Source organism: Polaromonas sp. (genome assembly GCF_030682935.1).
Lineage (GTDB): Bacteria > Pseudomonadota > Gammaproteobacteria > Burkholderiales > Burkholderiaceae_C > Polaromonas.
Map to the genome: position 1 here is coordinate 1 of NZ_JAUXNA010000379.1, position 18,774 is coordinate 18,774.

Consider the following 18,774-nt stretch of genomic DNA (forward strand, 5'->3'; position numbering starts at 1 on the left):
GCCGCGCAACGATACGCGCGGACCATCGACAGGACGGTAGCCTGACGTCGGAGCGGCGTGGATGGCGTAAGACAACGCTTGCCGGTCGACCCCACGACCCTGCAAGCCCATGGCCCAAAGCGTGTTCTCCTACGTACGCAAGGTGACAGTTCCGGCACGGGGGCGCACTGTCATGATTTAAATTTGGAGGCATGAACAACGACTACTGGCATTACTGGCAAATCGTGGCACGCCAATGAAAATGAGAACTTACCTCGTCGAAGATAACCCGACTATTCGTGACAACCTCATCAGTACGCTGGAAGAGCTTGCGCCGGTCGAAACCGTGGGCACATCGGACACGGAAGAAGAGGGCGCCGCCTGGCTCACAGGCCATGACGGTCAATGGGACCTGGCTATCGTTGACCTGTTTCTTAAAAACGGGAGTGGTTTGGGTGTTCTTCACGCTTGCCGCTTTCGCAGTGCCCGACAAAAAATGGTGGTCTTCAGCAATTACGCGACCCGCGAAATTCGCTCTCGGTGCGCGCAGTTGGGCGTGGACGCAGTCTTTGACAAGTCAACCGAAATTGACGACCTGCTGGCCTACTGTGTCGCCCAGAGTCAGAAACTGGATTCGGCTGCCAACCCCGGCACCTAGCACGGCAACCGACAATATCGAAGTAGGACAGCGTGTATTCTTACTCCGGATTGCGCCTTGCCCTGCGCACGAATCCACCCCTTTTATTTGCTTCCGTGACTTCCGAGTGGCAGTGCACGCGCCCATGGACTTGAAGTTTGGTATTGCAACCTCCAACTTACGAAATGTCAGCCTTGCTTGCAGCCGCCGTGGGGGCGTTGCCCCCCCAGTTGACCAGGCGCACAGGGTCAGGACAATGGATAAGAATGCGTTAATACTGTTTCTTTCACGCTTTTCCATGGAGAGTTCAATGTCAGTCGATGTCCCCGCGCCGGAACCGGTCCCCCCCCTTCCAGGCAGCCCTGTACCGGATAAGTTGCCGCCACTGATCGTGCCCCCAGAACCTGGAACGCCTCCCGATGTCCACGAGCCACCTCCGCCGGAACCCGTATTCCCCATTCGCGAGCCCGGCGTTCGTTCACCGCCCCAAGCGGTCTAGTGTGGTGTTGCACCAGTAGCCCGAGCCTCTGTGTAACCGGGGGTTTTCGGTGTTGCGATGCTGCTCAGCTTGGCGCTGACAAGGTCTGCTGACGCTGGTACTCGTCTTTTTTCATGCTGAGATAGGCCTTGCGATCCACCTCATGCAGCTGCCGCGAATACCCTTCAGTGGCATCAAACCAGTGCTGCAGGCGTGCAGTGGGTTGCTGTTCGGGTGCTTGACCAAGCGCCGCCAGATACGCCTCAATGGCAAGGTAGTAGCGCATGGTGTTGCGCTCGACAGTGCCCCGCATGCCGCCTACATAGGCCGCTTTATTTCCCTGGCCAATTTGTGTGAAGCCCACTTTTCCGCGTCCCAAGGTGGCGAGGTAGGCCTGCATCGCCAGACGACCGGCCGTGCCATAGCTGTACGAGTAGCGCAAATGCATGAAAGTCTTGCCATCAGGCAGGGGAACAGATTCAAGCGCTATGCGGTAATTGCTGGTGCTCAAAGGGCCTTTGTCGGCATTCAACTGAACCGCCAGATAGTCCGGCGAAGCGGCATCCACACGGTAGGCAAACTCAAGTGAAAAGGCGTCTTTGAGTTGCTGCGGCGTTTTTTTTCCGATGCTCACCGCCATTTTGCTGGGACTGGAGTCTGCACTTGCACGGCAATACTTGGTGTTGATATGCAAAATCAGCACGTCACACCAACGCTTGGGGCTTTGGAACGTGGAGCTGACGCTGCTGAAGGGAGATTCCAGTACCGCGTAGGCGTCACCGCTGACTGTCGTGTCGCCTTCCGCAGACTCCAGAAAAAGTGGCCGCCGATAGGAGTTTTGCGCCAACTGTGGCGCCAGGGCAGCATGCTTTCCAAGCAGCGCGGCCGCATTTGACTCGCTGCTCGACGCTGACGGCAGCTGGGCGAGCGCGCTGCCAGCGGCAACCAGAAACAAGGCCATGGCCGCAGGCCGACAGTGTTGAATAACAAAGCTCCAGTTTTTCTTCATCGCGTCAGTTTGCCAGCCTGGCGGTATCGTTTTGCGCACGCGCTCCATCGTCCTACAAACAGTCGTGGTGATGGTGAGGGGGAAAGGGCCTGGGTCATTTCTCGAACAGACGCGCAGCAGCGTGGGCAAGCGGTGCCTGCGACCTGAAATAGCCCAAAACCGTCGCAATACTGTGATGGCCGGTCATCGCCATGGTCTCCGCCAGCGGCACATTTTGGCGACCAGCTTCCGTGACAAAGCCCGACCTCAGTGAATGCGCCGAAAAATCGCCTTCTATGCCTGCCAGCGCACACCGTTGCTTCACGATGTCGCGCACCGCAGCAGGGGAGAGCGCTTCGCCCAGATGGCCCCCCTTGCGCACCTGTCTGAAAACCTGCCCCTGCGTGACGCCAGAGGCCGCCAGCCAGGCGGTTAAAGCCTCGGCAGCGGCCCCCAGCAACGGTTTTCCATTCTCCGGTAAATCCACGCCGGCCTGATTGGTTTTGGAGTAAGCCAGCGTGTAAATAAAACCTTCCGGAACCCGCTTCAAAAACCGCATATCCGCCCCGGTCACCTCCGAGCGCCGCCGGCCGCCGCTGGCCCAGGCAAAGAGGAGCAGGGCGCGGTCGCGTTTGCCGCGCAGCGAGTCGTCGCAGGTCGCCAGAATCGCCTGCAGCGGATCCCGGGTCAGCGCCTCTTTTTTCTGGGGCATGACACCGCGTTTGGCGTAGGCCTTGCGGGTGCGCGACAGCAATTCACGCACTTTGGGGTCGTGGCACGGATTTTTGAGCTCACGCAGCTGATGCGCCTTGGATAAAACGGCAATCCGGTGCACCAGCGTGTTGTGCGCCAAAGCCCCCAGCTTGCCTTTGTAACGCGCCTCAACCAGTGCCCGGTCAATCTCGGGCGGCAACTCGGACACCAGTCCTTTGTCCGTGGTTCGCTCGGCATGGTCCACGATGAACTGCAGTACGCAAGGCGTGGGCACCGGCAGTTCAATTTGCTGGCCATACCGAATGCCATACCAGGCCGCCCAGTAACGCAGCGCACTGCGGTAACTGGTCAAGGTATTTTTCGACTCGCCTTCACGCAGCAACTCATCAACCGCATGCTGCGTCATATCGCTGAGATCGGCAGGCTGTAGTGCGGGGACATTTTGGAGACGTGGGAGGTGCATAAACGGGTAATTGGTTATTTGACTAAAGTTATCTTATGTAATATGTATGATAATTAACAGATTAAATCAATAGATCACGATAACAATCTATTATCGTTGGTAAATATAAGAAAGAATCAAAGTGATGCAATCCAAAAGTGCACGCGGTGTTCAACAGGATGAGATCTGGGCCGCAGCCGATGCCTTGTTGATGGATGGACTGCGTCCGACCATCGAGCGGGTTCGCCAGAAAATGGGCCGTGGCTCACCCAATACGGTCAGCCCGATACTGGAAGCGTGGTTTGCCAGTCTGGGCCCACGCCTGGGCGCGATCTCTACCCAAGAAGAAGCCGGAGACCTCCCGGCGCCCGTGTGGCAGTGCATGACACAGTTGTGGGACACGGCCATGTTCTCTGCCCGCGAGCAGGCCGCCCAGGAGCTTGCCAAATCCCGACAGCTGCTGGGTGACGAGCGCACCGAACTTGAATTGCAAAAAGTGCATCTGGTCCGTGAAGCGCAGGCCTTAAATGACAGGCAGGCGGCAGTGGATGAAGCGTCGGACATGGCCCGGGAGCAAATCGTGGACCTCACAACCCGACTCAAGGAGTCTCACGCACTAATGACCCGCCGCGAGGGTGAAATTGACGAACTTCGCGGGCGACTGAGCGCCGCTGCGACGCAGCGTGAAGCGGACCGACGCCGCATCGACGAAGAAGCGCAGCGTCATACCGAAGAGCGAGGTCGACTTGAAGAGCGCGCGGCCGCCAGTGAGCGGCGCCTACTCGGGGAACTCGACCGGGCGCGGCAGGACGCCAAGCAGGCCAGGTTAGCCCTTGCCGAAACCGAGCGGCGCTCCCAAACTGCGCTCAAAGGTCTGGAATTGCTCATCCAGACACGTGACGACCAGCTGACGCAGGCACAGGCGGCACTTCAGTCAGCACAACAAGCCCTGACCTCAGCCAACGAGCGTTCACGGGAACTGCACGATCTTCTGGATCGGGAACGCACGGCAACCAGTGGCGCTTTTGATCAGCTCAATCGACTTCTTGCGGCGGCTGCGAGTGAGGCCGCCTCCGACGTGTCGCACAAAAATCCAACCATGGCTTTGCGCCGCAAACGCGTGTCAGCCCGAAAAGGCTGATACGCGGGGTATATCGCGATTTACGATTGAATTTCGGCGCAGGGCACCCAAACACAAGAGATTGCTTATGTTGGTTAACATAATATACATCGTGGAATGTCAAAAAATTATCAGGCTGCGCAGAAACCAGCCCTGATCATTCCGGCTGAATTCACCATTGGCCGGCTGGCCGCTTGCTGCGTATAAAAGTGGCGATGGCTTCCACCGAATCCGGCCGGTTGCCGCGCTGGGCGAACTGCAGCGCGCTCAGGCCTTGCTGGTTTTTCAGCTGCGGATCGGCGCCTTCTTGCAGCAGCAGCTTGACGGCCGCTGGCGTGCCATACATGGCGGCCATCATCAAGGGCGTGGTTCCGTTGGGCGACTCGGCGTCAATGTAGGCGCTGTGCTCGATCAGCAAGCTGATGATGCCCAGATGCCCGCTGCTGGCGGCGTAATGCAAGGCAGTCCAGCCGGTCTTGTTGACATCGGCGCCCCTTTTTATCAGTTGTTCGGCCAAGTCCTGATAGCCTTTGAGCGCAGCCAGCATGAGGGGGCTTTCACCCTTGGCGTTGAGTCGGTTCACGTCGGTTTTGGGCCAACTGATCAGAACCTGCGCGGCCTTGAGGGAAGGCTCTCCCAGTGCCAGATAAAGAGCATGCTGGCCTTTCGGATCAGGCGTGTTGGCATCAAAGCCGCGCGCCAAAAGCGCTTTGATCGCGTCCGGATTGTCCTGCTTGATGGCTGTAAAAAAGTCATCGTAAGAGCCCGCATGCGCGACACTAAATCCAATAAAAACAAATAGATAGATTAATTTATTAATGTGGTTTATGAGGTTATCTTTCATGCGGTAACCCCCGTGAAGAGTTTCTCGAAATTGCGGCTGGTGGCCTCGGCGATGACTTCCAGGGGTTGCTGCTTGATCTGGGCAATCTGCTGCGCCACCAGAGGAACATACGACGGATTGTTGGTTTTGCCACGGTAAGGCATGGGTGCCAGATAAGGACTGTCGGTTTCGATCAGCATGCGGTCCAGCGGAACAAAGCGGGCAACTTCCCGTATGTCGCCCGCTGTTTTGAAGGTCAAAATACCTGAAAATGAGATGTAAAACCCCAAGTCGAGCGCTGCGCGGGCCACCGCCTGGGTTTCTGTAAAGCAGTGAAAGACCCCGCCTGCCCGCCCTGTACCACTGCCCTCACCCTCCTCCTTCAAAATGGCCAGTGTGTCATCCGAGGCGCTGCGGGTATGAATCACCAGAGGTTTTCCACACCGCCGCGCCGCGCGGATGTGCACCCGGAAGCGTTCGCGCTGCCATTCCATGTCGGCCACGCTACGTTCGCCCAACCGAAAATAATCGAGCCCGGTCTCACCAATGCCGACCACTTTGGGCAGGCTGGCGCGCTGCAGCAGGTCGTCCAGGCTGGGCTCCAGCACATCTTCGTTGTCGGGATGCACGCCCACCGTGGACCAAAAGTTTTCATAAGTTGTGGCGAGCTGGTGAACTGTCTCAAACTCTTCCAGCGTGGTGCAAATGCACAGCGCCCGGTCCACCTGGGCGTCCTGCATGGCTTGGCGAATTTGCGGCAGTTGGGCCTGCAGCGCAGGAAAACTCAAGTGGCAATGGGAATCTGTAAACATGCAAGAATCAACGTTTAGGTATAAAAATGGCCTGAGGTCAAGACTGCGCGGTCGTCACATGCTATTAAAATAATAGCAAAAAGCGGCTAACACTGCGCAGAACAAGGGCGAGGCCGCGCCTAAATGGTCTGCGTGGGCCGGTCGGATGCCAGATGAGAACCGAGGATTTCTTCAATCTTGAGCTTGAGCAGGCGCGATTTTTCGTCAGACGGAAATCGCACACCAACACCCTGGGTCCGGTTTCCGGCGGCCCGCGGCGGCGTGATCCAGGCCACCTTTCCGGCCACCGGATAGCGTTGTGTGTCCTCGGGGAGCGTCAGCAAGACGTAGACGTCATCGCCCAGCTTGTACTCGCGTGCAGAAGGTATAAAAATGCCACCTTCCTGAAACAACGGAATGTAAGCGGCATACAGTGCCGCTTTTTCCTTGATGGCCAGCTGAACAACGCTGGGCCGGTTGGCGGCTGCAGCAAGGGAACTGACGGGGGGCGTGGTGGTCATGGTGTTAGTTTATCGGTTTGGCGGCATCTGCATAGCGCCCAGATGCTGGCGTTACAGCATGGCTGGATTCATTTGGCACTGAGTGCCAGCTGGGCGCGGCTGACCAGGGTTTCCAGCAGCAAACCCGCGTTATACGGGTGCTCCACAGTGCGTGCGATGGTGCTGAGCTCTTTGGACCAGCGGGTGAGCGCGTAAAAACCGGGCGGGGTTGGACTGGCCGCAACGGGCTTGCCCGCGACTACTGCAGGCGGCAAAAATGGCAGGTCCACCGCGCTGAAAAATCGGGGTGAAGCCCCCACCCTGACGGCCAGCACATCGTGACAGAGCTTTTGCAGCGCATCGACCGCCAGCGCCGGCGCCCAGTTGGCCAGCGCACTGACGTCGCCCCGCGCCATGGCTTTGGGCAACGCGTGCCAATGCTGGGCGGTCTCGCCGGGCGGGCCGCTTTGGGCCCAAGCCAAGGCGTCGGCCGGGCGCCCTCCGGCGGCCACCAACAGCGTCTGCAGGTCGGAAGCGTCTGGCGGCCGGGTAGATTTTTTAGCGCTGCCCTCGCCCTCCATTGGGCGACAGGCTTCTTGCTGGAGCCAGCCCAGTGCGGGTTCAAATTCGGGCCACAGCATGGTGTGGCCCAGGCAGCGGCTGCGAATGGTGGGCAGCAACTGGTGCGCCGACTCGGTGGCCAGAATCAATTTGACGGCGCCCGGTGGCTCTTCCAGCGTTTTGAGCAGGGTGTTGGCCGTGATGTTGTTCATGCGCTCGGCCGGAAACACCAGCACCACCTTGGTGGTGCCGCGCGAGCGCGTGAACTGGGTAAACGACACGGCTTCGCGCGCCGCATCCACCTTGATTTCCTTGCTCGGTTTGCGCTTTTTGTTGTCCAGGTCGTCCTGCGTTTTTTCGTCCAGCGGCCAGCCCAGCGTCAGCGACAGGGTTTCGGGCATCAGCATGCACAGGTCGGCATGGGTGTGCACGTCCACGGCATGGCAGCTGCCGCACTGACCGCAAGCACCCTGCGCCGTCGGCTTCTCGCACAGCCAGGCCCTGGCCAGCGCCAGCGCGAGTTCAAACTGGCCCAGACCCGAGGGCCCGCTGAGCAGCCAGGCGTGGCCGCGCTGGGTCAACAGACTTTCCAGCTGGGCTTGCAGCCAGGGCGCCAGGCGCTGCGTGGTGCTGGTCATGACAACCAGCCTTTCGCCACAAACACCTGCCGCACCGCCTGCCACACCGCTTCGCGGGTTTGCGAGGCGTCAATGCGGGCAAAGCGTTCCGGGTGGCCTTGCTGGCGGTCGGCATAGCCTTGCGCCACGCGTCGGAAAAAGTCCACGGGTTGTGCTTCAAATTTGTCTGGAATGCGCGCCCCGGCCAGCCGCACGGCGGCCTCTTCGGGGGCCAGGTCAAACCAGACCGTGAGGTGCGGCTCGATCACGGTTTCGACTTCTGGCTTCATCGGCGAGTTGCCGGCCGGGTCGCCCAGCAAGCCTTCGTCGGACTGCACCCAGCGCTCCAGGGTGGCCAGCACGTTCAGGTCAAATCCGCGTCCGCCCCCCTGGTAGGCAAAGGTGGCGTCGGTGAAGCGGTCGCACAGCACGACATCGCCGCGCAGCAATGCGGGCGCAATCACGCGCACAAGGTGGTCGCGCCGGGCCGCAAAAATCAGCAGGGACTCGGTCAGCGGGTCCATCAGGTCGTCCAGCACCATGGCGCGCAGCTTTTCGGCCAGTGGCGTGCCGCCCGGCTCCCGCGTCAGCGTCACAGCCCTGCCCTGCGCCCCGAAGGCGTCGGCGAGACCCGTGATGTGCGTGGACTTTCCGGCGCCGTCTATGCCTTCGAAGCTGATGAAAAGGCCGTGCATGCTCATGGGGTCTATTGGCCTCTAATGTATTTGTTGACGGCGCGGTTGTGGTCGTCCAGGTTGCTGCTGAACTGGCTGCGCCCACTGCCGTCGTTGCGGGACACAAAGTACAAGGCCTGGGTGGGCGCCGGCTGCACGGCGGCCAGCAAAGCGGCTTTGCCCGGCATGGCAATCGGCGTGGGCGGCAAGCCGGCGCGGGTGTAGGTGTTGTAGGGGGTGTCGGCCTGCAGGTGGCGTTTGCGCAGGTTGCCGTCAAACTCCGCGCCCAGGCCGTAAATCACGGTCGGGTCGGTCTGCAGCAACATGCCCGTGCGCAGCCGGTTGGTGAAAACGCCGCCAATTTCCGCCCGGTCGGCGGCCATGCCGGTTTCTTTTTCAATGATGCTGGCCAGAATCAGGGCCTGCTCCGGCGTTTTAAGCGGCGTGTCCGGCTGGCGCAGCGCCCAGGCCGCGTCGAGCCGCTTGTCCATGGCGCGGGCGGCGCGCCTGAGCACTGCCAGATCGCTGGCGCCTTTGGCGTAGGTGTAGGTGTCGGGGAAAAACCGGCCTTCGGGGTGCATGCCCGGCTTGTCCAGCTTTTGCATGATGATTTCGGGGCTTAGCCCAAGCGTATCGGGCGAAAGTTGCTCTGCTTTTTGCAGCGCTGCACGCACCTGCGTGAAGGTCCATCCTTCGACCAGTGTGACGCTTTTCAGGGTTTCCTCGCCGCGCACCAGCATGCTCAGCAGTTTGCGCGGGCTGGTGCCGGGCACCAACTCGTAGCTGCCCGCCTTGATCAGCCGGGCCTGCCCGGACAGGCGGAACCAGGCCTGCAAAAGTGGCACCGGCACATCAGCGCCGCTGGCCACCACCACGGCGGCCACACCTCTCGTTCCGGGCTCGATCTCAAGGTCCACCACCTGGCTGCCTGGCTGCAGCCGCAAGGCCATGGGTTCGTTCAGCCACCACCAGGCCGCACCCGCCAGCAGCAGCGCTCCAACAAACACCAGTTTTAAAAAACCTGTAAAGACACGACGCACGGCCCAACTACCTTTTCAATGCAGAACAAAAAATCAGAGGGCAATGATAATTCAGGCCATGCCCACCATCCACGAGAACAACCCCATGACCATGTCCCCCCCTGCCGCAGCTATGTCGGGCATTGCCGAGTTGACACATTGGGGCGTGATTCGCGTCGCGGGCGAAGATGCCACGAAGTTTTTGCAAGGCCAGTTGACGCAGGATGTGGCCTTGCTGGGTTTGTCAGAGGCCCGACTGGCCGCTTTTTGCACTGCCAAGGGCCGCATGCAGGCCAGCTTTATTGTTTTCAAACGCAGCCACGACGAGGTGTTGCTGGTGTGCAGCCGGGACATTCTGGCCGCCACGCTCAAGCGTCTGTCGATGTTTGTGCTGCGCGCCAAGGTCAAGCTCAGTGACGCCAGCGCGGAGTTTGCGCTGTACGGCGTGGTCGGAAACGCTATTGAATCAATAGCTGGTAGTGCCCGTCCTGCTTGGGTAAAGCTCGATTTTGATGCTGAAAATATGGTATTTCTGCATCCGGGCGCGGGCCAGCCGCGCGCGCTCTGGTGCGCGCCTGCCGGCACGCCCGCCCCCCAAGGCCCGCAGATGGACCTCGCCTTGTGGCACTGGCTGGAGGTGCAGTCGGGCATTGCGATGATCACCCAGCCGATTTTTGAAGCTTTTGTGCCGCAAATGCTTAATTACGAATCCGTGGGCGGTGTGAACTTCAAGAAAGGCTGCTACCCCGGCCAGGAAGTGGTGGCGCGCAGCCAGTTTCGCGGCACGCTCAAGCGGCGGGCTTATCTGACGCATACCGCTGGCACGCCCACGGTCGGCCAGGAGGTGTTTCACGCGCTGGACGCCGAGCAGCCCTGCGGCTTGGTCGCGGCGGCGGCGGCCAATCCGGCGGGCGGTTTCGATGCCGTGGTGTCGATGCAGACCGCTGCGGCGGCCGATTCGGCCAATGGACGACTCACCCTGGGAAGCAGCACCGGCGCGGCCCTGGTGCTGTTGCCCCTGCCCTACCCCTTGCTCGAAGATATTTGAGCGCAGGGATACAAGGGCTTTGCCGTGTGCCTGATTGCCTTTGCCATTGGCGCCTCGGCCCGCTGGCCGCTGGTGATTGCGTCCAATCGCGATGAGTTTTTAAACCGACCGACCCTGCCTCTGGGGCGCTGGCAAACAGACGCGGGGCAAGAAATCATTTCCGGCCGCGACCTGCGCGCCGGTGGCACCTGGCTGGGCCTGACGCCGGGCGGGCGCGTGGCGTTTCTGACCAATGTGCGCGAGGCCAATCCGCCCGCTGCGCCGCGCTCCCGGGGCGAACTGGTGACGCGCTGGCTGGCGCAAAGCGGTGACGCCGCCGCGTTTGCCACGGCGCTGGCGCAGGGCGGCGCTGCCTATGGCGGCTTCAACCTGGTGCTTGGCGATTTTCAAAGCAATGCCTGGACCTGGCTGAGCAACCGATCTGCCACCGGATCGGCGCTCCATATGCAAGCCTTGGCGCCCGGCGTTTACGGTCTTTCCAATGCCGCACTGAACACGCCTTGGCCCAAAACCACCGCGCTGCAAAACGCGCTGCGGGCGTCTCTGCAGGCAGCGTCCGACCCGGATGCGCTGCAAGCGCCGCTGTGGGCAGCGCTGGGCAGCCGCGAACGCGCGCCCAGCGAGCACCTGCCCGCCACCGGTGTGCCGCTGGCGTTCGAAGATGCCTTGTCCAGCGCCTTTGTGGACTTTCCCGAACATGCCTATGGCACGCGCAGCAGCACGGTGTTACTGGCCAGCGCGCAGGGCCGCACCGGGGCCGCACGGCACTGGGAGGTTCAGCTGGAAGAGCGCACGCATCCGCACGAAGCGCCGGGTGCAGGCGCCGGCATGCAGCGCCGCCACGCCGCGCTGTCCTGGCAATAAAAGCGAAGCGCTCAGAGCGCCCGGAACATTTCAATGTGGGCCATGCCGGCCTCGTCAAAAGGCGTGCCGCGCGGCGCAAAGCCCAGACGCTGGTAAAAGCCTTCGGCACTGCACTGCGCGCACAGCATGACCCCGGTGTCTCCGCGTTGCCGCGCGGCATCCATCAGTGCCTGCAAGATGCCCTGCCCCACATGCGCCCCCCGCAGAGCGCGGTGAACCGCCATGCGTCCTATCTTGCCCACCCCCGAGGCATGCCTGAGCAGCCGCCCTGTGGCAACCGCCTGGCTCAGGCCGTTGTAGGCCACGGCATGCACGGCCGCCGCATCGGCTTCGTCCCGCTCCAGTTCGGGCGCAATGCCCTGCTCCTCGACAAACACGCGCTGTCGCAGGCGGGCGGCGTCCCGGCCCAGGCGGGACCAATCGCCCGTTTTGATGTCGACCATGGACTCCCGGGCTTCAAAGCGCATCAGCAGGCTGCGCAGCGCATCGGGCACGGGCCTGGAAGTCTGCAAAACAGGGTCGGCAAACACGTAGATCAGCTCGCAGGTGATGAGCAGGTCCCCGCCCCGAAAAATGGCGCCGGAAAACACCATCGACGACGTGCCGATACGCGTGCACTTCAGCGCCACATCAAGCTGGTCGTCAAAACGCGCCGAGGCGTGGTACTCGATGCTGGCCTTTTTAACGTACAGATCGCCACCCAGCTGCAGCATGGCCTCCTCATACGGCAGTGCCAGCGCCCGCCAGTAGTCGCTGATGGCGGTGTCGAAATACATCAAATAATGGCCATTGAACACGATTTTTTGCATGTCCACCTCGACCCAGCGCACGCGCAGGCGGTGAAAAAAGCGGAAGTCTTGTCGTTGCATGCTCAGTGTTCCGGGTTAAAAGCCAGTCGAAGTGCCTGCGCCGCAGCGGCATGGGCATGGCGCGCTTCGGGAATGACGCGGCCCATCTTGATGAACTCGTGCGTCACGCCGCGGTAAATTTCCAGGTCCACGGCCACGCCGGCCATGCGCAGCTTGTCGGCATACATCACGCCTTCATCGACCAGCGGGTCGCATTCGGCCAGGCCGAGCCAGGCCGGGGCAACGCCGTCTACATCGGGCGCATTCAGCGGCGCAAAGCGCCAGTCCTCGTGGTCGGCCGGGCCGCGCACATAGTGCGCAAAAAACCAGCTGATGTCGGCCTCTTCAAGCAGAAATCTCCGCCCAAACTTGTGGTGCGAGGGCGTGTCCTGGTGCGCCGCGCAACCGGGGTAAAACAGCAGCTGCAGCGCCAGCGGCAAGTCGGCGTCCCGCGCCAGCACCGCGCACACCGCGGCCAGCGTGCCGCCCGCGCTGTCCCCGCCCACAGCCAGGCGTGCGCCATCCAGGCCCAGGCTGGCCGCGTGGTCCGCCAGCCAGCGCAGGGCGTCCCAGGCGTCGTGGGCAGCCACCGGAAACTTGTGCTCGGGTGCGAGCCGGTAACCAACCGAAAGCACCGCGCAGTCCGCCAGAAAGCTCAGCTGGCGGCACAGCGCGTCGTGGGTGGCGATGCTGCCTACCGTGAACCCGCCGCCGTGAAAGTACAGCAACACCGGTAGTTTTTCAGCCGAGGGCGCATAGAGCCTCGCAGGCAAGGCATGACCGTCACGCGCGGGAATACTGAGGTTTTCGATCCGGACCAGTGCGTGTTTGGCAATTTCGAGCAGGCCCGCGCCGGCCTCGTAGGCGGCGCGGGCCTGCGCCGGTGTGAGCGTGTGAAATGGTGGCCGTTGGGCCCGCACCATGCGGTGGAGGACGTCCTGCATGGTGTGTGTCAGCAGGGCTTGTGGCGGACGGGAACGCATTCAATGGGCCGCTGCCGATGCAGGCGACGCCTGCAGGTGGGCTATCACCAAAGTGACCGGGGTAAGGGTATGCGTGCAAGTCATGCGTGTTTTCAGCCATTAAAGTCGGGGCGAGCCAATTCGGGCAAGATAAGAAAAAAAATAGGCAATCAGCCCTCATCCTACAACGCAGAAAGACAAGCAAGCCATGGCCTTTATCTATTACGTCACCCAGGTCCAGTTCGAGTTTGGCGCCATCAAGCTGCTCCGCCAGGAATGCGAGCGCGTCGGCATCACCCGGCCGCTCATCGTGACCGACCCCGGCGTCAAGGCGGCGGGCATTTTGCAAAAAGCCCTGGACGCCCTGCCGGGCATGACGGTCGCTGTGTTTGACCAGACCCCTTCCAACCCCACCGAAGCCGCCGTGCGCGCCGCCGCCGCGCTGTACCAGGCCAGCGGCTGCGATGGTTTGATCGCGGTGGGCGGCGGCTCGGCGATTGATTGCGCTAAGGGCGTGGCGATTGCCGCCACCCACGAAGGCCCGCTCACCCGCTACGCCACCATTGAAGGCGGCTCGCCCAAGATCACCGACCGCGTTGCCCCGCTGATTGCCGTGCCCACCACCAGCGGCACCGGCAGCGAAGTGGCGCGTGGTGCCATCCTCATCGTGGAGGACCACCGCAAGCTCGGCTTTCACTCCTGGCACCTGGTGCCCAAGACCGCGATTTGCGACCCCGAACTCACGCTCGGCCTGCCCGCCCATCTGACCGCCGCTACCGGCATGGACGCGATTGCGCACTGTATGGAAACCTTTATGGCGCCGCTTTTTAACCCGCCAGCCGACGGCATTGCGCTGGACGGCCTGGAGCGCGGCTGGGCGCACATCGAGCGCGCGACCCGTGACGGCAGCGACCGCGAAGCGCGGTTGAACATGATGAGCGCTTCGATGCAGGGCGCCATGGCGTTCCAGAAAGGCCTGGGCTGCGTGCATTCGCTGAGCCACAGCCTGGGCGGCGTGGACCCGCGCCTGCACCACGGCACGCTGAACGCCATGTTTTTGCCCGCCGTGGTGCGCTTTAACGCCCAGGCCGAATCGGTGCAAAAAGAGCACAGGCTGGACCGCATGGCCCGGGCCATGGGCCTGGCCTCGGGCAGCGACATCCCCGAAGCCATCAAAGACATGAATGCCCGCCTCGGACTGCCTTCCGGCCTGGCCGCCATGGGCGTGCAGCACAGCCAGTTTGACGCCATCATCACCGGCGCCCTGGCCGATCATTGCCACAAGACCAATCCGCGCATTGCCACCGTGGACGAGTACCGCGAGATGCTGGCGCAGGCGCTTTAAGCCGATTCAGTTCAGCACCTGCAAAGATGACCCCAACGGGCCCGCCCTGGCCGGAGAGCAAAACCATGACCCATGGGTCAAGGTGCTTTTGCAAGGGGGCACGGAATGGTGGGAGCGCAGGCTAAGCTATCCTTTCCTTTCACCTCTTTCCATTTCTGGTTGTCATGATGTTCAAACCTTTGTTAAAACTCCTCCCTGCCCCCTTCATTGCAGCTAGCCTGTTGCTGGCTGGCTGTAACGACGCGCCAAGCACCGGACAGAGTGCCCCAACGAAAGCGGCCTCCGCGCAGGTTTCCCTGGCTGCGGTTGCGACCGAAGCCGAGGGCTTTACGGTCGGCACGACCATGAGCGCACGCACCGTTTATGTTTTCTTTGATGCACAGTGCCCGCATTGCGCCACGCTGTGGAAAAATGCCAAGCCCTTGAAGTCTCAGGCTAAATTCGTCTGGATTCCCGTGGGATTGATCAATCCGTCCAGCACAGCGCAAGGTGCGACCTTGCTGGCCGCCCAGGATCCGGTGGCGGCAATGGATGAACACGAAGCGTCCTTGCAGGCCCAGCGCGGTGGCATCAGCGCTGGCCGCAACCTTGATGCGAAAAAGGCCGTGCTTGCAAAGAACACCGAGTTGTTTAACCGGTTTGGCTTTTCCTCCGTCCCGACCATTGTGGGCACGCATGCACAGACGGGTGCCTTGGTGACGCAGGAAGGCGCTTTATCCACTGCGTCCCTCGCCACATTTCTCGGACTGCAGGCCCCGGCGCAATAATTTTATTTTGCAAGAAAACTGACTTGAGCCCAATATCAGCGGGCCAAGTTAGCTATTATTTTAGTAGTGCAGTTCGCCCATCCCAGCTGGCGCTGCTTAAAAGAGAACGCGGCTGCGGATGGTGCCTGGCACCTCGGCGAGTTTGGCCAGCGCCATGTCAGAGTACGCGGCATCAACGTCGATCACCACATAGCCGATGGCCTCGTTGGTCTGCAGGTACTGCGAGGCAATATTGATGTTGTTGTCGGAAAAAACTTTGTTGATCTCGGACAGCACGCCCGGCACATTGCGGTGAATGTGCAGCAGCCGGTGTTTGCCGGGGTGGGCTGGCAGTGCCACCTCGGGAAAGTTGACGGACGAGGTCGAGGTGCCGTTGTCGCTGTACTTCACCAGCTTTTCCGCCACTTCGATACCGATATTTTCTTGCGCCTCCATCGTCGATCCACCCACATGCGGCGTCAGGATCACGTTGTCCAGGCCACGCAATGGTGACTCAAACACGTCCTTGTTGCTGTGTGGCTCCACCGGAAACACGTCAATCGCCGCACCCAGCAGCTTTTTCTGACGCAGCGCCTCGGCCAGCGGCTCAATCCTGACCACCGTGCCGCGTGAAGCGTTGATCAGCACGCTGCCCGGTTTCATCGCTGCAATTTCTGGCGCGTCAATCATCCATTGCGTGGCCTGGGTTTCAGGCACATGCAGGGAAACCACATCCGACTGGGCCAGCAATTCCGTCAATTGGGCCACCTGCCGGGCGTTGCCCAGCGGCAGCTTGGTGACCACATCAAAAAACACCACTTTCATGCCCAGCGCCTCGGCCAGCACCGATAACTGGGTGCCGATGGAGCCGTAACCGATGATGCCCAGGGTTTTGCCGCGAATTTCATAGGCGTTTTCAGCCGACTTGAGCCAGCCGCCACGGTGCGCCACCGCGCTTTTCTCGGGCACGCCGCGCAGCAGCAAAATGGCCTCGGCCAGCACCAGTTCCGCCACTGATCGGGTATTGGAAAACGGCGCGTTGAACACCGCGATGCCGCGCTCGCGCGCCGCCTCCAGGTCCACCTGGTTGGTGCCTATGCAAAAGCAGCCGACGGCTGCCAGTCTGGTTGCATGGGCAAACACATCCGCCGTGAGCTGGGTTCGGGAGCGGATGCCGACAAAATGGACGTCCGCGATTTTGGCCTTGAGTTCGTCTTCCGGCAGCGCGCCGGTCAGGCTTTCAATGTTGGTGTAGCCCGCCGCTTTCAGCACCTCGACCGCCGAGGGGTGAATGCCCTCTAAAAAGAGAAACTTGATTTTGTTTTTGTCGGTGGATGTTTTGATCATGAGACGCTGGGTCAGTAAGTTGTCCGGCACATAGTATGAAGCAAAGCCCTATGGCAACCCGATCTGCGTACGCTTGGCCTTGCAAGTTGGCGGTTTGCAGGGAGGCCTCAACGCCCTGCAGACTTGAAAGCGGCCCGCAAACGGGTGCCCCAACGCTTCAAAAGCAGTTTTACGTGCACTTTGAGCCGGCGGCCCATGCGCCAGGGCCATGAGGCACGCACCCGCAGCAGCACGCGGTCTTTCCAGATTTTCCAGGGGATGTAGGCGCGTGCGAACCACCTCAGCTGCATCAGTGCAGGCTGTGTGAGCTGAAAAAGACGTGCTGCCAGCGCGGTGCCCGCGAGCTTCGCGGCCAGCACCAACCCAAGTCCCAGGATCATCTCGCCTTTGCCAAACAGGTAGAGCGCCAGCAGCTTGACGGGCACCAGCGCCAACACCGGGACGCCAAAAACCAGCAGGGCAGCCCAAGGCCGCAAGCCCGCGATGCGACGCTCCAGCCGGCCCCACCATGGCAGGCGCCCCAGTGCCGCAAATCCCGCAGCCAGCGGCACCCAGCCCCATTCCTCAAACAGCAAAAAAAGGGCCACCGGTGCAAGCAGGATGGCGCGGAGAATTTTTTTAAGCAGGTTCAAGTGCGATCAGGCTGGAAGGCCTGCCGGAACATACGCGCTGGAAATAGCTGCGCGCACACAGCGTAAATTTCAAGGTCGTGCCGCTGTCCAGACTTGACGCGGCAGCTGGCCGCGTTCCGGGTCAGACGCCTGCGGTGGGCGCTGCGCGGTCCAATTTATCCTGGAGCTGGCCCATGTAAGCCGCCAGCGTGTTGTCAGACTGCTCGATCCGGGCCAGCAATGCTTGCTGCTGCTGCGCAAAGCTCTCAGCCAAGGCGGTGTCAGCAGCAGACTGCCGTTGCTGTTGGGTGGCCGCTTGCGCTGCCAGGAAATTCTGCAGCTCGGTAAAACGTGAAGCCTCGGCCTTGTCGGCCAGTTCGCGCTGCGAATTGAGTTCTTTGGTGTGTTTGCGCATTTCCAGCAGGTTGGTGCTTTGCATGTAAAGCGCGCTGGCCAGAAAAATGACCGTGGCTGCAGCAAGCAGCACCAGCATCACCAGGCCCAACGACACCTGAATGGTGGTGAAACCCAGGCTGAGCGTGCTGATGCGGCTGAACTCATCCATGTTCAGCGCGACAAAAGCCGCAACAAGCAAAATGGCAAGGACTAAAAGAATGGTGCGGATACGCATGGTGGACTCTCTGAATACGGTGTAAATTTGCTTGGCTGTGCTCGGCAAGTGTAGCTGTCCGTATCTTCTTTGTGCTGTGGGACAATGCCGTCGTTTAGCGTCAGTTTGCGGGCGTCAGCGCCTGTTTCCATTGCCAGCCTGCCCGCCAAATACATTTCCGAACATGCAAAAAATTATCCGCCAGATCGCCGCAGAAATCAAAGCCCAGGAGCATCAAGTCAAGGCAGCGGTGGAGCTGCTGGATGGCGGCGCGACCGTGCCGTTTATTGCGCGCTACCGCAAGGAAGCCACGGGCGGGCTGGACGATATTCAGCTGCGCGAACTTGACTACCGTCTGGGCTACCTGCGCGAACTCGAAGACCGCCGTGAAGCGGTGCTGAAAAGTATTGAAGAGCAGGGCAAGCTCACACCCGAATTGCGCGCGGCGATTGAATTTGCCGCCACCAAGCAGGATCTGGAAGATCTGTACCTGCCCTATAAGCCCAGACGCCGCACCAAAGGACAGATCGCCCGCGAAGCCGGCATTGAAGCGCTGGCCGACGCGCTGTTTGCAGACCCCATGCGGGTGCCTGCTGACGAAGCCATCGCCTATGTCAAAGCCGAAAAGAACGAAACCGGCGACGACTTCACCACCGTGCAGGCCGTGCTCGACGGGGTGCGCGACATTTTGAGCGAGCGCTGGGCCGAAGACGCGGCGCTGGTCCAGTCGCTGCGCCACTGGCTCTGGAGCGAAGGGCTTTTCTCGTCCAAGCTCGTGACCGGTAAAGACGAAAACAATGCCGACCACGCCAAGTTCCGCGATTACTTCGACTACGACGAGCCGATTGGCCGCGTGCCCTCGCACCGTGCGCTGGCCGTGTTCCGCGGCCGCGGGCTCGAAATTCTGGACGCCAAACTGGTGCTGCCGGTGCCACCCGAAGCAGGCCAGCCCAGCATTGCGGAAGGCAAGATTGCCCTGCACCTAGGCTGGAGCCACAAGGCGCGCCCGGCCGACGACCTGCTGCGCAAATGCGTGGCCTGGACCTGGCG

20 protein-coding genes are annotated in these 18,774 nt (G+C 61.2%); 7 read left to right on the forward strand and 13 right to left on the reverse strand.

Annotated elements, in window-relative coordinates; translation table 11 throughout:
• Window positions 1-235: 235 nt before the first annotated feature.
• Entirely contained in the window at window positions 236-637 is a 402-nt protein-coding gene (locus Q8K05_RS17360) for a response regulator (protein ID WP_305247860.1), read from the forward strand.
• A 542-nt stretch (window positions 638-1,179) separates the two neighbouring features.
• Here the strand turns inward: Q8K05_RS17360 and Q8K05_RS17365 are convergent.
• Window positions 1,180-2,055: a hypothetical protein gene (locus Q8K05_RS17365; RefSeq protein WP_370868904.1), complete on the reverse strand. Its 876-nt coding sequence runs from the start codon at window positions 2,053-2,055 to the stop codon at window positions 1,180-1,182.
• A 142-nt stretch (window positions 2,056-2,197) separates the two neighbouring features.
• A complete protein-coding gene (locus Q8K05_RS17370) occupies window positions 2,198-3,259 on the reverse strand; it encodes a tyrosine-type recombinase/integrase (protein ID WP_370868900.1) in 1,062 nt (353 codons plus the stop codon).
• Window positions 3,260-3,383: 124 nt separating this feature from the next.
• Between Q8K05_RS17370 and Q8K05_RS17375 the strand changes: the two genes are divergently transcribed.
• Complete coding sequence (locus Q8K05_RS17375) at window positions 3,384-4,379, forward strand: DNA-binding protein (protein WP_305247863.1); 996 nt, start codon at window positions 3,384-3,386, stop codon at window positions 4,377-4,379.
• A gap of 151 nt (window positions 4,380-4,530) precedes the next feature.
• Here Q8K05_RS17375 and Q8K05_RS17380 read toward each other — a convergent pair whose 3' ends face one another.
• The 6 genes from Q8K05_RS17380 to mltG all read right to left on the reverse strand — a co-directional run bounded on the left by Q8K05_RS17380 (window position 4,531) and on the right by mltG (window position 9,364).
• On the reverse strand, window positions 4,531-5,202 hold the full coding sequence (locus tag Q8K05_RS17380) for an ankyrin repeat domain-containing protein (protein ID WP_305247864.1): 672 nt from the start codon (window positions 5,200-5,202) through the stop codon (window positions 4,531-4,533).
• Window positions 5,199-5,993: a TatD family hydrolase gene (locus Q8K05_RS17385; protein WP_305247865.1), complete on the reverse strand. Its 795-nt coding sequence runs from the start codon at window positions 5,991-5,993 to the stop codon at window positions 5,199-5,201. Before Q8K05_RS17385 ends, Q8K05_RS17380 begins: the two co-directional genes overlap by 4 nt.
• 119 nt (window positions 5,994-6,112) lie before the next feature.
• Complete coding sequence (locus Q8K05_RS17390) at window positions 6,113-6,493, reverse strand: PilZ domain-containing protein (protein WP_305247866.1); 381 nt, start codon at window positions 6,491-6,493, stop codon at window positions 6,113-6,115.
• Between the two features lie 68 nt (window positions 6,494-6,561).
• On the reverse strand, window positions 6,562-7,671 hold the full coding sequence (locus Q8K05_RS17395) for a DNA polymerase III subunit delta' (RefSeq protein WP_305247867.1): 1,110 nt from the start codon (window positions 7,669-7,671) through the stop codon (window positions 6,562-6,564).
• Window positions 7,668-8,351 carry a dTMP kinase gene (gene tmk, locus Q8K05_RS17400; RefSeq protein ID WP_305247868.1) on the reverse strand — a complete coding sequence of 228 codons (684 nt, stop codon included), beginning with the start codon at window positions 8,349-8,351 and terminating at the stop codon, window positions 7,668-7,670. The genes Q8K05_RS17395 and tmk overlap by 4 nt, the downstream gene beginning before the upstream one ends.
• 5 nt (window positions 8,352-8,356) lie before the next feature.
• Window positions 8,357-9,364 carry an endolytic transglycosylase MltG gene (gene mltG / locus Q8K05_RS17405; protein WP_305247869.1) on the reverse strand — a complete coding sequence of 336 codons (1,008 nt, stop codon included), beginning with the start codon at window positions 9,362-9,364 and terminating at the stop codon, window positions 8,357-8,359.
• 85 nt (window positions 9,365-9,449) lie between these two features.
• Between mltG and Q8K05_RS17410 the strand changes: the two genes are divergently transcribed.
• Both Q8K05_RS17410 and Q8K05_RS17415 read left to right on the forward strand, forming a co-directional pair.
• Complete coding sequence (locus Q8K05_RS17410; protein WP_305247870.1) at window positions 9,450-10,391, forward strand: folate-binding protein YgfZ; 942 nt, start codon at window positions 9,450-9,452, stop codon at window positions 10,389-10,391.
• A 24-nt stretch (window positions 10,392-10,415) separates the two neighbouring features.
• Window positions 10,416-11,255, forward strand: a complete 840-nt coding sequence (locus Q8K05_RS17415) for an NRDE family protein (RefSeq protein WP_305247871.1) — start codon at window positions 10,416-10,418, stop codon at window positions 11,253-11,255.
• 11 nt (window positions 11,256-11,266) lie between these two features.
• Here the strand turns inward: Q8K05_RS17415 and Q8K05_RS17420 are convergent, their stop codons facing one another.
• Entirely contained in the window at window positions 11,267-12,124 is an 858-nt protein-coding gene (locus Q8K05_RS17420) for a YbgC/FadM family acyl-CoA thioesterase (RefSeq protein WP_305247872.1), read from the reverse strand.
• Window positions 12,125-12,126: 2 nt separating this feature from the next.
• The gene (locus Q8K05_RS17425) at window positions 12,127-13,047 is read right to left on the reverse strand and encodes an alpha/beta hydrolase (RefSeq protein WP_305247873.1); all 921 of its coding nucleotides are present in this window, start codon (window positions 13,045-13,047) and stop codon (window positions 12,127-12,129) included.
• Between the two features lie 226 nt (window positions 13,048-13,273).
• On the opposite strand from Q8K05_RS17425, the gene Q8K05_RS17430 reads away from it, so the two are divergent.
• Together Q8K05_RS17430 and Q8K05_RS17435 are read left to right on the forward strand one after the other, a co-directional pair.
• On the forward strand, window positions 13,274-14,410 hold the full coding sequence (locus Q8K05_RS17430; RefSeq protein ID WP_305247874.1) for an iron-containing alcohol dehydrogenase: 1,137 nt from the start codon (window positions 13,274-13,276) through the stop codon (window positions 14,408-14,410).
• A 344-nt stretch (window positions 14,411-14,754) separates the two neighbouring features.
• Entirely contained in the window at window positions 14,755-15,177 is a 423-nt protein-coding gene (locus tag Q8K05_RS17435; protein WP_370868903.1) for a thioredoxin fold domain-containing protein, read from the forward strand.
• A 96-nt stretch (window positions 15,178-15,273) separates the two neighbouring features.
• Here the strand turns inward: Q8K05_RS17435 and serA are convergent, their stop codons facing one another.
• The 3 genes from serA to Q8K05_RS17450 all read right to left on the reverse strand — a co-directional run bounded on the left by serA (window position 15,274) and on the right by Q8K05_RS17450 (window position 17,745).
• The gene (gene serA, locus Q8K05_RS17440) at window positions 15,274-16,503 is read right to left on the reverse strand and encodes a phosphoglycerate dehydrogenase (protein ID WP_305247876.1); all 1,230 of its coding nucleotides are present in this window, start codon (window positions 16,501-16,503) and stop codon (window positions 15,274-15,276) included.
• Window positions 16,504-16,610: 107 nt separating this feature from the next.
• Complete coding sequence (locus Q8K05_RS17445) at window positions 16,611-17,090, reverse strand: hypothetical protein (RefSeq protein ID WP_305247877.1); 480 nt, start codon at window positions 17,088-17,090, stop codon at window positions 16,611-16,613.
• A 166-nt stretch (window positions 17,091-17,256) separates the two neighbouring features.
• Window positions 17,257-17,745, reverse strand: a complete 489-nt coding sequence (locus Q8K05_RS17450) for a hypothetical protein (protein WP_305247878.1) — start codon at window positions 17,743-17,745, stop codon at window positions 17,257-17,259.
• A gap of 163 nt (window positions 17,746-17,908) precedes the next feature.
• On the opposite strand from Q8K05_RS17450, the gene Q8K05_RS17455 reads away from it, so the two are divergent.
• Window positions 17,909-18,774: Tex-like N-terminal domain-containing protein (locus tag Q8K05_RS17455; RefSeq protein WP_305247879.1), on the forward strand; the 866-nt coding region annotated here is incomplete at its 3' end.